At 40.1% G+C, this 12,795-nt stretch carries 16 protein-coding genes; all 16 read left to right on the top strand.

The window, feature by feature from the left end:
* Positions 1-19: 19 nt before the first annotated feature.
* Positions 20-352 (top strand): hypothetical protein, encoded by a 333-nt coding sequence (locus IGI64_RS06700; RefSeq protein ID WP_016624786.1) that lies wholly within the window; start codon positions 20-22, stop codon positions 350-352.
* A gap of 235 nt (positions 353-587) precedes the next feature.
* Complete coding sequence (gene nrdR, locus IGI64_RS06695) at positions 588-1,085, top strand: transcriptional regulator NrdR (protein WP_016624787.1); 498 nt, start codon at positions 588-590, stop codon at positions 1,083-1,085.
* 12 nt (positions 1,086-1,097) lie between these two features.
* Positions 1,098-2,444 carry a replication initiation and membrane attachment family protein gene (locus IGI64_RS06690; RefSeq protein WP_429939962.1) on the top strand — a complete coding sequence of 449 codons (1,347 nt, stop codon included), beginning with the start codon at positions 1,098-1,100 and terminating at the stop codon, positions 2,442-2,444.
* Complete coding sequence (dnaI, locus tag IGI64_RS06685; RefSeq protein ID WP_429939961.1) at positions 2,444-3,373, top strand: primosomal protein DnaI; 930 nt, start codon at positions 2,444-2,446, stop codon at positions 3,371-3,373. Before IGI64_RS06690 ends, dnaI begins: the two co-directional genes overlap by 1 nt.
* 22 nt (positions 3,374-3,395) lie before the next feature.
* Positions 3,396-3,785, top strand: coding sequence for a hypothetical protein (locus tag IGI64_RS06680; RefSeq protein WP_429939960.1), 390 nt, complete (start codon positions 3,396-3,398; stop codon positions 3,783-3,785).
* Between the two features lie 44 nt (positions 3,786-3,829).
* The gene (locus IGI64_RS06675) at positions 3,830-4,234 is read left to right on the top strand and encodes a hypothetical protein (protein ID WP_429939959.1); all 405 of its coding nucleotides are present in this window, start codon (positions 3,830-3,832) and stop codon (positions 4,232-4,234) included.
* Positions 4,235-4,289: 55 nt separating this feature from the next.
* Positions 4,290-4,712: a hypothetical protein gene (locus IGI64_RS06670; RefSeq protein ID WP_429939958.1), complete on the top strand. Its 423-nt coding sequence runs from the start codon at positions 4,290-4,292 to the stop codon at positions 4,710-4,712.
* A 52-nt stretch (positions 4,713-4,764) separates the two neighbouring features.
* Positions 4,765-5,205: a hypothetical protein gene (locus tag IGI64_RS06665; protein WP_429939957.1), complete on the top strand. Its 441-nt coding sequence runs from the start codon at positions 4,765-4,767 to the stop codon at positions 5,203-5,205.
* A 131-nt stretch (positions 5,206-5,336) separates the two neighbouring features.
* Positions 5,337-6,272, top strand: a complete 936-nt coding sequence (locus tag IGI64_RS06660) for an ABC transporter ATP-binding protein (RefSeq protein WP_429939956.1) — start codon at positions 5,337-5,339, stop codon at positions 6,270-6,272.
* Positions 6,265-7,035, top strand: a complete 771-nt coding sequence (locus tag IGI64_RS06655) for an ABC transporter permease (RefSeq protein WP_016624794.1) — start codon at positions 6,265-6,267, stop codon at positions 7,033-7,035. Before IGI64_RS06660 ends, IGI64_RS06655 begins: the two co-directional genes overlap by 8 nt.
* A gap of 180 nt (positions 7,036-7,215) precedes the next feature.
* Entirely contained in the window at positions 7,216-7,929 is a 714-nt protein-coding gene (locus IGI64_RS06650; RefSeq protein ID WP_429939955.1) for a tRNA (adenine(22)-N(1))-methyltransferase, read from the top strand.
* The gene (locus tag IGI64_RS06645) at positions 7,913-9,034 is read left to right on the top strand and encodes a Nif3-like dinuclear metal center hexameric protein (RefSeq protein WP_429939954.1); all 1,122 of its coding nucleotides are present in this window, start codon (positions 7,913-7,915) and stop codon (positions 9,032-9,034) included. The genes IGI64_RS06650 and IGI64_RS06645 overlap by 17 nt, the downstream gene beginning before the upstream one ends.
* Before the next feature lie 14 nt (positions 9,035-9,048).
* Positions 9,049-10,284, top strand: a complete 1,236-nt coding sequence (gene pepT / locus IGI64_RS06640) for a peptidase T (protein ID WP_429939953.1) — start codon at positions 9,049-9,051, stop codon at positions 10,282-10,284.
* Between the two features lie 71 nt (positions 10,285-10,355).
* The gene (locus IGI64_RS06635) at positions 10,356-11,243 is read left to right on the top strand and encodes a diacylglycerol/lipid kinase family protein (RefSeq protein WP_429939952.1); all 888 of its coding nucleotides are present in this window, start codon (positions 10,356-10,358) and stop codon (positions 11,241-11,243) included.
* Between the two features lie 76 nt (positions 11,244-11,319).
* Positions 11,320-11,592, top strand: a complete 273-nt coding sequence (locus IGI64_RS06630; protein WP_429939951.1) for a DUF1294 domain-containing protein — start codon at positions 11,320-11,322, stop codon at positions 11,590-11,592.
* Between the two features lie 10 nt (positions 11,593-11,602).
* Positions 11,603-12,637 carry a lysylphosphatidylglycerol synthase transmembrane domain-containing protein gene (locus IGI64_RS06625; RefSeq protein WP_429939950.1) on the top strand — a complete coding sequence of 345 codons (1,035 nt, stop codon included), beginning with the start codon at positions 11,603-11,605 and terminating at the stop codon, positions 12,635-12,637.
* Positions 12,638-12,795 lie beyond the last annotated feature (158 nt).

Here is a 12,795-nt window from a genome sequence, read left to right as displayed (position 1 = left end):
AGAGAGCGAGGGACATGTTATGGGAACGATCAAAAACCAAAAAGATAAAATTGTCGGAAACGCAAAAGAAAAAATCGGCGAACTTTTAGATAATGAAAACTTAAAGCAAGAAGGACGCGACCAAACAGAAATCGCAGAAGCACATGATGCAAAGTACAAAGAACGTATTGAAGAGCTTGAAGACCAGCAAGCGGAAAAAGAAGCACGTCAGCAAGATCTGACACAAGAACGAAAAACGGCGGAGCCAAAACGCAGGAAAGAACCATTGCCAGAACAAGAACATATTTCTGGCGAGCAGAGAATCGAAGAAGAACGAATGAAGCACTATACAGGAATCGAAGAAAAACTATAGTTTAAAGAAAAACTGGAGCCTATCCTAACGATTGGTTCCAGTTTTTTCTCACAACTGAAAAAGTAGTACAGCAAAAAGAGCCTGCTGTTTTCTTAAAAAACAGCAGATTATGTTAAAAAACGCGAGTGTTTCGGCATTTTTTGTACCGGAACATCGCGCTTCTACAAGGTTTCATGTTATAATACAACTAATCATAGCAATGATTTGATAAATCAGAAATGAAGAGGTGATAGTTATGCGATGCCCAAGATGCCACCATAATAATTCGCGTGTTATAGACAGCCGACAAGCAGATGACGGACGCGCAATCCGCCGCCGCCGTGAATGTGAGAATTGCGGCTTTCGTTTTACAACATTTGAACGAATCGAAGCTGCGCCGCTGCTAGTCATCAAGAAAAATGGCGAACGCGAAGAATTCAACCGTGATAAGATATTAAGAGGATTGATCCGTTCAGCGGAAAAACGTCCTGTTGCAATGGAACAAATGGAACAAATCGTCAACCATGTGGAGAATCGTGTCCGCAGTTTAGGCGAGAATGAAGTATCAACAAACTTGATTGGTGAATACGTGATGGAAGACCTTGTCAACTTAGATGAGATCGCTTATATCCGTTTTGCCAGTGTCTACCGTCAATTCAAAGATATGTCTGTTTTCTTAAAAGAATTGCAAGACATCGTTGATAAAGCCAAAGAAAACAAATCTGAAGACGACAAATCAGAAGAGAAGGAATAAGGAGGCATTTCGTTGGAAAATGCTTGGAAAGAACTTCAGCCTAAAAATATTTATCAAGGCAGAAAAACATTTCCATTAACAGAAGAAGGACAGCAAGCGCTGCTTTATCTTTATCAGCCGCTGATCGGAGGAGAAGCACTTAGTCTCTATTTCACGCTTTTGTCAGAGATTTCGAAAGAAACAGGCATCGGATCAGAAGCGCTGCACGCAGATTTGCTAAGTGGATTGGATTGCGGTTTGCCGCAGTTTTATGAAGCAAGAAAAAAATTAGAAGGAATCGGTCTGCTGGATGTCTACTTCAAAGAAGATCCAAGTTTAGGACCTTGTTTCCTCTATGAATTGCTTGAACCTTTAGCGCCCGATGCGTTTTTTAAAGATGCTGTCTTAAGTTTTATGCTGTTGGAAAAAACCGGCGAACGCCGTTGGAACCAGCTGAATGAGAAATTTCAATTCAAAAGATTTTCTTCAGAAGGCTACCAAAAAGTTACTAAAAAGTTTTTAGATGTTTTTCGTTTCAACGAAGCATCTTTTGAAGCAGACAAGGAAAAAATCGAACAAAGCCAATCCGCGTTTGAAAAAGAAAAAACACCAACTTTGATTGACGATGCGATTCAGGTCGATTGGCCGTTTTTAAGCGACTTGCTGCAGAAAAAACATATCACTTCACTGGAAAAACCAGTGATAGAGCAAATTGAACTCTACCATCGATTGTATGGCTTTGATGAATTGACGCTTGGGGAACTTATTGCTTCAGCGTATGATTTTACCCAGCAGACGGTGTCATTGAAAGATCTGCAAAAGCAAATCATCTACCGCCAAAAAACAGTAAAAAAAGAAGAAGTACCTGAAACAGCTGCTGCACAGCAGCTCCCAGCAAAAAATGATGCAGCCAGTGCGTTGATCGCTGACAGCAAAAACAATCCGCCAATGCAATATCTTGAAGCTGTGAAGAATGCAAAAGGCGGGTTTGTCTCCAAAGAAGAAAAGTGGCTGATGCAAGACTTGGTCAAACAATCCAAGTTGCCTAACAGCGTTATCAATGTTTTGATCAATTATGTGCTGGTCATCAAAAACCAAGCATCATTAAAAAGCAACTATGTCAATACGATTGCCAACGAATGGCAGCAGGCAAATATCCGTACCCCAGAAGAAGCCGTTGAGCATGTTCGGGAACTGAGTGAGCCCAAGCCGAAAACAGCCAAAACAACCTATGGAACGGCGAAAAGAAACGTACGCCGCGAAAAGCTGCCTGACTGGGTGAATAAACCAGAAGAAGAAAAACAAATCAGCAGCGAAAAGCAAGCAGAAATCGATCGCCGATTCAAAGAATATCTTGCTAAAAAGGAGGGAGATAACTAATGGAAGACGTAGGAAAAGAATTGAAAAAAATCATCAGCCGGAAAAATTACCAGGAAAAATACGCAGAAATGATTGCTGCTGTCCTAGAAGACACCGATGTCCAATCTTTCCTAGCTGCGCATCGTGAGCAATTGTCACAGGAAGATATTGAAAAAAGCTATGCGAAACTCTATGAATTCGTTCAAGAAAAGAGAAAATATCAGAAAAATGATCCGACAATGATCGCACCTGGATATGAACCGAAACTGACATTGAATTTCCATTATGTAGATGTGACTTACGTTCCTACTGAAGCCCTTCTTGCAAGACAAAAACAAGAAGAGATCCGCAGTCGGATTCGTGCAGTCGATATGCCGAAAGATATCCAATCTGCTTCATTTGAGAAATTTGAACAAACTAGCGGACGAAGCGAAGCATTTTTAGAATCCTTTAGTTTTGTGCAGGAATATGCTTCTGATCCAAAAGGCTACCACAAAGGATTATATCTTGTCGGCAGTTTTGGTATCGGCAAAACCTACTTGCTTGGCGCAATTGCTCGTGATTTAGCAGTAGCAGGATACACAACGACGCTCGTGCATTTCCCAACATTTGCTGTAGAGATGAAACAAGCCATCGGAAAAGATCAAGTAGCCGAAAAATTGGATGCAGTCAAACGTTCGCCTATTTTGATGATGGACGATATTGGTGCAGATGCCATGAGCAGCTGGATCAGGGATGAGATTTTTGGTGTTATCCTTCAATACCGAATGCAGGAACAATTGCCGACGTTCTTTTCTTCAAATTTTACTATGGAAGAATTGGAACAGCATTTATCTGTGACGCAGCGCGGAGATGAAGAACCGTTGAAAGCAAAACGGATCATGGAACGTATCCGTTATTTGACCAAAGAAATAAAAATGACTGGACAAAACCGCCGCAATACGAATTGATGCCAACGGAGGACATTTTTTGATGAAACACTTATGGAAGTTTGCTGTTGTCGGAAGTCTGGTGTTTGTTGCTGCTGGTTGCGGAACGTCTAGTGAAGCAGAAGAAAAAACAGAAGAAGTCAGTATTTTGACTGCGGTTCTTGCAGAAGATCCCGTAATAACATGGCGACTATCATCAGGAGAAGTGTATGCAGACATAACCTTGAAAGATACGGTGAAACTAAAAGGAGAATTTAATCCGCGTGTCTTACGTATACCAAATTTAAAGCTAGAACAAATCAATGGTGACTTCACCGAGTTGACGGAAGGAACAAAAATCCGCTTAGTTACAGAATTACGTCCGATAACAACAAGATCTTATCCTGGACAAATGGGCGGCAACAGTGTCAAAGAATTCACTATTTTGGATTAGCAAAAAGACCTTACTATAAACCAGCAATCATGGAGGATTTTTGTATGAAATATGGATTTATTGCTGTTGTCGGAAGTCTGCTGTTTGTTGCTGCCGGATGCGGAACGTCTAGTGAAGCGGAAGAAAAAACAGAAGAAGTCAGTATTTTAACTGCTGTTCTTGTAGAAGATCCCATAATAACATGGCGACTATCATCAGGAGAAGTGTATGCAGACATAACCTTGAAAGATATGGTGAAACTGCAAGGAGAATTTAATCCGCGCACCTTACGAATACCAGCTTTAAATATAGAAAAAATCGAGGGTGATTTCCCAAAGTTGACGGAAGGAACAAAAATCCGCTTGGTTACAGAGTTATCACCGCCTACAACAAGATCTGAACCCCCTCAATTACTATCGTTCGATCCCAGATTCAAAGATAACGTCAGAGAATTCACTATTTTGGATTAGCAAAGTTTGAAATAAAAGACCTTACTATAAACTCACGATCATGGAGGATTTTTGGATGAAGTATGGATTTGTTGTTGTCGGAAGTCTGCTGTTTGTTGCTGCTGGTTGCGGAACGTCTAGTAAAGCGGAAGAAAAGGTCCTATCAGGATCGGATACGATTTTGCAAGACAAGATGGACAAAAATGTCAGTATCTTAATTGCGGTTCTTGCAGAAGATGCTGAGATAATAAAGAATGAATCATCAGGCAGAGACTATGCCAGGGTGATCCTGAAAGACATGGTCAAATTACAAGGTGAATTTGATCCAGGCGCTCTTTTTATACCGAATCTAGATTTTCATCAAATTAATGGAGATCATACCGCTTTGAAGGAAGGAACAAAAATCCGCTTAGTTACGGGATTACTTCCGCCAACAACACGATCTTTTCCCCCTCAATTAGTCGGGAACAGTCTCAAAGAATTCACTATTTTAGATTAGCAAAGTTTAAAGAAGCTTTTACTATAAACCCACGATCATGGAGGATTTTTGTATGAAATATGGATTTATTGCTGTTGCTGCAAGTTTGCTTTTAGTTGTCGCTGGCTGTGGAAACCGCGCGGATGCTGAGGATTCGTCTACGCAACCAACACAAGAAAGTGTGGCTAAAACAGGAACGAGTTCTTCAGAGCAAGAACCGGAAGGAGTACCAGAGATGTCAGATATCACTTATACTGCTGTATTGGCAGAAGATGCGAGAGTCGAGCAGGATACAGTTTCTCTTTCTTTAACCGATGTTTCTTCTGAAGACGAAGCAGGACTTCAAGAAGATTTGATTTTGAATTTGGAAGATACTCAAGTGAGCGAAATCCAAGATTCACTCCAAAAAGGAACGAAAATCGAATTTACTTTGGCAGGAAATGCGGTCATGACTTTCTCGATTCCGCCGCAAATTCCTGGCAGTTCTGTTTTAGCGATCAAAATAGCGGACTAAAAATAAGAACATTTAAATCAACTTTGTATTGAATCAGTCAAAAGAGCGGGTCTTTCTTTTAACCGGCTCTTTTTCATGTGTCTGAATAGTGATACAATAAAGCGTCGTAACAATAAGGAGATGGGAAATAAATGACAAACGCACTGGAATTACACGCGTTGAAAAAAATATATGGAACAGGTGTCGAGGCATTACGCGGTATTGATTTAACCGTAGAAGAAGGTGATTTTTACGCGCTTCTAGGACCAAATGGCGCAGGGAAATCTACCACAATCGGGATCATCACTTCACTGGTCAACAAAACCTCTGGAAGCGTCAAAGTGTTTGGTTATGATTTGGATAAAGATTTGGTCCGTGCTAAACAGCAAATCGGGCTTGTTCCGCAAGAATTCAACTTCAATCCTTTTGAAACAGTCCAACAAATCGTCGTAAATCAAGCGGGGTATTATGGTGTTTCACGCAAAGAAGCGTTGAAACGCAGCGAAAAATATTTGAAACAATCCAATTTATGGGAAAAACGTCATGTACGTGCTCGCATGCTTTCTGGCGGGATGAAACGCCGCTTGATGATTGCCCGCGCACTGATGCATGAACCAAAATTGTTGATTTTAGATGAACCAACTGCTGGTGTTGATATCGAGTTGCGCCGTGAGATGTGGACGTTTCTAAGAGAATTGAACGAAAGCGGGACGACGATTATTTTAACAACTCATTACCTAGAAGAAGCAGAGATGCTTTGCCGTAATATCGGAATCATCCAGTCCGGTGAATTGATCGTCAATACAAGTATGAAAAAACTTCTTTCAAAATTACAATTTGAAACGTTCATCTTCGACTTAGCACCTTATGAAAACGCACCAGAGATCACAGGATATACAAGCATTCTTGAAGACGAAACGACTCTAGCAGTAGAAGTCGCACGAGATCAAGGTGTTAATGCGATTTTCGAACAATTGACGGATCAGGGAATAAAAGTACTTTCTATGCGTAATAAAAACAATCGTTTGGAAGAGCTGTTCCTGAAAATCACCGAAGACAGTCATCAATTGGAGGAAAAAAATGTTTAATCTGTATCTAACTGCTTTAAAAAGTTTAGCATTCAAAGAAACTAATCGTTATTTGCGTATTTGGGTCCAAACACTGGTGCCGCCAGTTATCACAACATCGTTATATTTTGTTATTTTTGGGAAAATGATTGGCGGGCGAATCGGAGAAATGGGTGGTTTTTCTTATATGGAATTTATCGTTCCCGGTTTGATCATGATGTCTGCCATCACTAGCTCTTACTCGAACGTCTCCTCGTCCTTTTTCTCGCAAAAGTTCCAGAAGAACATTGAAGAATTGCTTGTAGCACCTGTACCGACACATGTCATTATTTGGGGCTTTGTACTTGGCGGCCTTGGAAGAAGTGTTTTAGTGGGTTCTTTAGTAACGATCATTTCGTTATTTTTTGTGCCGTTGCATGTTTCTTCCTGGTTTATCGTAGTAATCACATTATTGATGACAGCTATCTTGTTCTCATTAGCCGGATTGATCAACGGGATTTTTGCCCAATCTTATGATGATGTGTCCATCGTGCCGACTTTCGTCTTACAGCCATTGACTTATCTAGGCGGAGTATTTTATTCAATCTCTATGCTGCCTCCGATTTGGCAAGCAATTTCTAAAGTCAATCCAATCGTTTACATGATTTCTGGGTTCCGCTATGGGTTCTTAGGGACGACAGATGTGCCGATTGGTTTATCGATTTCGATCTTGGTTTTATTTATTGTTGTTCTTTACAGCGTATGCTGGTATTTGATCAATAAAGGCCGCGGATTAAGAAGCTGATTTCTTTTACTAAAAAAAGATAGTTATTGTAACATGAAGCATAGAATTTTGCTTATACTAAGCAGATTTCTATGCTTTTTTTATTACCTGGGATTTTAACAGGATTTTAAAAGAGTTTCTCTTTTGCGCTCGCTTATTTCGTTGTGGAAATGCTATAATGATTGTCGAAGGAGTGAAGTTATGAACCATCTTGAATTATCTAAACGGCTGGAAAAAGTGGGCGAATTCGTTCCCGAGGCAGCACGTTTAGCAGATATTGGCTCAGACCATGCTTACTTGCCTGTTGCATTGATGTTAAAAGGGAAAATAACATTTGCTGTGGCTGGAGAAGTTGTACAAGGACCATTTGATTCTGCACAAAAACAAGTACGGAAAAATGGACTTGAAGAAAAAATCATCGTTCGTCTAGCAGACGGTTTGGCAGCAATCAAACCCGAAGATCAAATCAATGCAGTCACGATTGCTGGAATGGGCGGTTCGTTGATCAAAGATATTTTAGAAGCAGGAAAAAAAGACCGGCTTTCTGGAAAAGAACGGTTGATTTTGCAGCCGAATATCGGCGAAAGAACCTTACGAATCTGGTTGCAAGAAAACAGCTATCAAATCATTGATGAAGTGATTTTGGAAGAAAACAAAAAAATCTATGAAATCATTACAGCAGAGAAAACAGATGTGCCGATTGACTATACGGAGGAAGAATTGATGTTTGGACCTATTCTTTTAAAAGAGAAATCATCCGTATTTGCTCAAAAATGGCAGCGTGAACTTCAACAGCGCAAAGCAGTCGTAGCTCAAATGGAACAAGCAAGCAAAAAACCAAATGAACGACTACAAGAAATCAAAGAAGAAATCTCACGAATCGAAGAGGTGCTTAGCGATGAGAATCACCGGTAAAGAATTTATTCAAAGATTTGAAGAATACTGTCCTCAATGGCTCGCTGAAGAAGGTGATCCGGTAGGGCTTCACATCGGTACATTAGATAAGCCAATCAAGAATGTCATGATGACGCTGGATGTTCGTCCAGAAGTTGTTGCCGAAGCGATCGAAAAAAACGTTGATCTGCTGATTGCCAAACATCCGCCGATTTTTCGCCCAGTCAAACGTCTGACAACTGACACACCGCAAGAAAAGATGTATGCTGATTTATTGAAGCATGACATTGCGGTCTACGCTGCCCATACGAATATGGATATTATCTGGGATGGTTTGAATGACTGGTTTTGCGAGCTGTTGGATATCGAAGTAGAGAATTATTTGACTGAAACGCACGAAATTCGCTATAAAAAACTAGCGGTTTATGTTCCTATTGATGCAGCTGGCAAAATGCGGCAGGCTTTAGCAGATGCGGGAGCAGGGGAGCAAGGTGACTATCAAGCGGCAAGCTATACTTCAACTGGTCAAGGTCGTTTTACACCGACTGCCGGTGCAAATCCAGCCATCGGTTCGATCGGCACGCCAGAAAAAGTACAAGAAGCAAAAGTCGAAGTGATTTTTCCTGAAACGATGGAAAACCAAGTGCTTTCAGCAATGAAGGCTGCACATCCTTATGAAGAGCCTGCGTATGACTTGTTTTTCATCGAACATCCCACAAAAAAATACGGTCTTGGACGTGTTGGCAATCTGAAACAGCCCATGACAGTCGATGCTTTTGCCAAAAAAATCAAAGAAGTCTTCCAATTAGACGGTCTTCGAATCGTCCAACCGCAACAACCTTTAGAAACCATTCGTCGTGTGGCTATTTGCGGCGGCAGCGGTGAAAAATTCTACCCAGATGCAATCAAACAGGATGCAGATGTTTATATCACCGGAGATGTCTACTATCACGCAGCGCATGATATGCAAAGTAATGGACTGACAGTGATTGATCCAGGTCATCATATCGAAGCGTTATGTGTACCAAAATTTATCGAGAAATTTGAAAATTGGAAACAGGAACTGGGTTGGGAAGTCGAATTTTTGCCTTCTGAAACAAATACAAACCCATTTCAATTTAAATAAAAGGAGCGAACAACATGTACGAAAATCTTTTACCTCGTTTTTTACGTTATGTAAAAATAGAAACACGATCCAATCCGAAAAGCGAAACGACCCCTTCAACGGTTAGTCAAATCGCTTTTGCAAAAGTCTTGCAAAAAGAATTAGAAGAACTTGGCATGTCTGACGTTTCTTACAATGAATCAAATGGTTTCGTCACAGCTGTTTTGCCTAGCAACGAGGACCACGAAGTACGTTCGATTGGTTTCATTGCGCATATGGATACAGCCGATTTCAATGCAGAAGGCGTCAATCCTCAAATCATTGAAAACTATGACGGCGAATCAACGATCATCTTAGACAAAGAAGGCGCGTATACGCTAAATGTCAAAGATTTTCCTAATTTGAAAAACTATCCAGGCCATACATTGATCACTACAGATGGTTCAACTTTATTGGGTGCTGACGACAAAGCTGGGATTGCTGAGATCATGACAGCGATGGAGATCCTAATCAAAAATCCTGAGATCCCTCATGGTACGATCAAAATTGCTTTTGGTCCTGATGAAGAAATCGGTGTCGGCGCTGATAAATTTGATGTAGAAGGCTTTGATGTAGACTTTGCCTATACGATCGACGGCGGTCCATTAGGGGAATTGCAGTATGAAACATTTAGTGCGGCACAAGCAAACATCACGATCCAAGGGAAAAATGTTCATCCCGGAACGGCCAAAGATACGATGATCAACGCATTGCAGCTGGCTATTGATTTCCATAATGAACTTCCAGCAGATGAAGTACCAGAAAAAACAGATGGCTACGAAGGTTTCTTCCATTTGATGGCATTAGACGGCAATCCGGAAGCGGCAGAAATGAGCTATATCATTCGCGATCATGATCGTGAAAAATTTGAAGCTCGAAAAGCAAAAATCACAGAGATCCAAGAAAAATTAAATGCACGTTTTGATCAAGAAAGAATCAAAGTCGAGATGTACGATCAATATTACAACATGAAAGAAATCATCGAAAAAGACATGAGTATCGTAGAATTAGCAAAACAAGCGATGCTTGATTTATCGATCGATCCAATCATTGAACCTGTTCGCGGCGGTACCGATGGATCAAAAATCTCTTACATGGGTATCCCAACACCAAACATTTTCGCAGGCGGCGAAAACATGCATGGCCGTTTTGAATTTGTTTCGTTACAAGTGATGGAAAAAGCAACAGATGTAATCGTGAAAATCGCTGAATCGAATACAAAAGCAAAATAAGCGACAAACAAGAAAAAAACAGGTAAAGTCGAGAAATGGCATTGCCTGTTTTTTGAATGGAGTGGAAAGTAGTGAAAAGAGTACTAGTGTTATACAATGAATCATCTGGAAAAGACGAAGGCGAAAAGATCGCACAACATTTTCTTGACTATGCAAAAGACAAGAAACCTGAATTGATGATCAAACTTCAGCCAACTGGACCTTCCATCAGCAAAGACTACGTGAAAAAAGCAAAAGAAGAAAACGTAGACACACTGATTATTATTGGCGGAGATGGAACGATCCACCATACAGTTAAAGACTTCGAAGAGAATATCACGAAATATTCGATTGGATTGATCCCTGGCGGTACGGTAAACAATTTAGCAAAAGTTTTAGAAATTCCTCTAGAAGAAGAAAAAGCATTTGATACGATCCTAGAAGGAAAAAAACGGTTGATCGATTACGGTAAAGTCAATGATGAAGTCATCATTTCAACGTTGACAGTCGGGATTTTAGCGGATACAGCAGTAAAAATCAGCCAACAGGAGAAACAGAAATTTGGCCCAATGATCTTTATCCACCGCTTTATCGAATTGCTGTCTAAACAGAAAAAATATCATCTCAGCATCAAAACAGAGGACGGGATCTGGGAAGGAAAAACACAGCTTTTAGCAGTTACGATGTCTAACTCTGTCGGCGGATTCACGAATTTTGATGATTCTGCAAAACCAGATGACGGAAAATTCCATGTGACGATCGTTCCCAAATTAAATTTTTTACGTTATGTTTTTTACTTGCACAAAATCGTACGCGGAAAATTTTACGAGATTCCGGGAATCAATTATTTAACATCCAGCGAATTAGAGATCGAATCAAAAGAATCAAAAGTCGGCACACGAACGGACGGGGATGATACAGGTAATCTTCCTATCAAGATGACGATGGTTCCTAAAGGTTTGACGATTTTTGTCCCATAGAAAATACACTTTGCATCTCATAACATTTTAAGGTACTCTAGAAAGGTACGCTTTTTAGAGGGGGAAACAGAAGAAAATGAACGTGTTCATTCATCATCCATTGTGGGTCTATTTGATTATTGTTAATTTGTATCTATTCGTTTTGATGGGGTACGACAAACATCGGGCCAAAACAGGCGGCTGGAGAGTCCCAGAAAAAAATCTGCTTTTTGTCGGACTTATCGGAGGAGGACTAGGCGGAATGGCGGGTCGTCAGTTTTTTAGACATAAGACCCAAAAGAAAAAATTCGCAGTTGGCTTTCTAGCAGGAATCGCAGTGGCCGCAGTTCTCGTTTATTTTTTTCATTGAGGGGATCGAGATGAAAAACAAAAATACAAAAACAAAATTATTTTTGAATATTTTATTATCTGCTATTATTCTATTTGTTATTTTTTATTTAGTGGAACATTCTTTAGGAGCGATTTTTGCCGAACTTCTTTCAACCAGCTGGTGGGTCCTGATTGCTGTCGTGGTGTTAGGAACGGTTTATCAGATCACAGAAGGAAAGGTCATCGAATCGCTTGCTGAGATTTTTACGCCTGATTTTTCTGTCAAAGATGGTTTTTGGACTTCATGCTATATCGCATTTTACCGAATCGTTTCTTTTGGTACAGGAACCTTGATCTCAGAAATTTATTTTTATAATAAAAAAGGAATGCCTTTTTCAAAAGGGATCGGCGTGACGACGCTGCACATGATCATTTACAAGATTGCGGTAATTACTTACGCTGTTGTAGGAATAATTCTCCAATTTCTTTTATTTCCTGACCGACCGTCCAAGCTGTTTCTATTTATCTTGGCGGGGATTGTTCTGACGATGATCATCATCGCTTTTTTGCTGATGTTATCCATGAGTTTAAATCTGCAAGTCCTGTTTGTTTTTCTAACAGATAAATTCATCAAGCAGCCGGCTATTCGAGAAAAAATCGATAATTGGAATCTCCATATCTATTCGCTGCGGGAAGCTATGGCTGCTGTTATCAAAAACAAGACGACTTTTTGGCAGATCTATCTATGGAATTTATTGAAATTGGCAATCTGGTATATCATTCCTTATATCACGTTGATTGAGAACCACCCGAATATCGATTTCTTGCTGACATTTTCTTATATCAGTTTTGCTGTCGTTCTTTCAGGTGTTCTGCCAACACCTTCAGGAATCGGATCGTTCGAGTTTGTTTATATGCTGTTATTTCGCCCAATCGTGGGAACAGTAGACAGTGCTTCATCCTTACTGCTTTATCGTTTCAGTACCTTTGTTTTACCGTTTATTTATGGTTTTTTCTACGTATTAGGGGAAAAACGAAAAGAAATCCAGTTGAATATCAGCGAAGCAAAAAAAGAAAAAGCCTAAAAGAACAAAACATCAGACGAAAGACTGATGTTTTGTTCTTCTTTTTTTGGAAAAATAAAGGAAAGAAACAGTGTATATTTTTTGACCATTACTGACCAAAAGAGTATAATAAGAATCAAGGAACGATAGTACAAGGAGAAATAACCCGTCTTGACTAT

It is taken from the genome of Enterococcus sp. DIV0210g, from assembly GCF_050559705.1.
Taxonomy (GTDB): Bacteria; Bacillota; Bacilli; order Lactobacillales; family Enterococcaceae; genus Enterococcus_B; species Enterococcus_B faecalis_A.
The sequence above is the reverse complement of the archived record's forward strand: the minus strand, read 5'-3'. Positions and strand labels throughout refer to the sequence as shown.

Bases quoted from the DNA above. Each gene is read 5' to 3' on its own strand.
- IGI64_RS06700 (WP_016624786.1), top strand. From the start codon at position 20: ATGGGAACGATCAAAAACCAAAAAGATAAAATTGTCGGAAACGCAAAA.
- nrdR (WP_016624787.1), top strand. From the start codon at position 588: ATGCGATGCCCAAGATGCCACCATAATAATTCGCGTGTTATAGACAGC.
- dnaI (WP_429939961.1), top strand. From the start codon at position 2,444: ATGGAAGACGTAGGAAAAGAATTGAAAAAAATCATCAGCCGGAAAAAT.
- IGI64_RS06680 (WP_429939960.1), top strand. From the start codon at position 3,396: ATGAAACACTTATGGAAGTTTGCTGTTGTCGGAAGTCTGGTGTTTGTT.
- IGI64_RS06675 (WP_429939959.1), top strand. From the start codon at position 3,830: ATGAAATATGGATTTATTGCTGTTGTCGGAAGTCTGCTGTTTGTTGCT.
- IGI64_RS06670 (WP_429939958.1), top strand. From the start codon at position 4,290: ATGAAGTATGGATTTGTTGTTGTCGGAAGTCTGCTGTTTGTTGCTGCT.
- IGI64_RS06665 (WP_429939957.1), top strand. From the start codon at position 4,765: ATGAAATATGGATTTATTGCTGTTGCTGCAAGTTTGCTTTTAGTTGTC.
- IGI64_RS06660 (WP_429939956.1), top strand. From the start codon at position 5,337: ATGACAAACGCACTGGAATTACACGCGTTGAAAAAAATATATGGAACA.
- IGI64_RS06655 (WP_016624794.1), top strand. From the start codon at position 6,265: ATGTTTAATCTGTATCTAACTGCTTTAAAAAGTTTAGCATTCAAAGAA.
- IGI64_RS06650 (WP_429939955.1), top strand. From the start codon at position 7,216: ATGAACCATCTTGAATTATCTAAACGGCTGGAAAAAGTGGGCGAATTC.
- IGI64_RS06645 (WP_429939954.1), top strand. From the start codon at position 7,913: ATGAGAATCACCGGTAAAGAATTTATTCAAAGATTTGAAGAATACTGT.
- pepT (WP_429939953.1), top strand. From the start codon at position 9,049: ATGTACGAAAATCTTTTACCTCGTTTTTTACGTTATGTAAAAATAGAA.
- IGI64_RS06630 (WP_429939951.1), top strand. From the start codon at position 11,320: ATGAACGTGTTCATTCATCATCCATTGTGGGTCTATTTGATTATTGTT.
- IGI64_RS06625 (WP_429939950.1), top strand. From the start codon at position 11,603: ATGAAAAACAAAAATACAAAAACAAAATTATTTTTGAATATTTTATTA.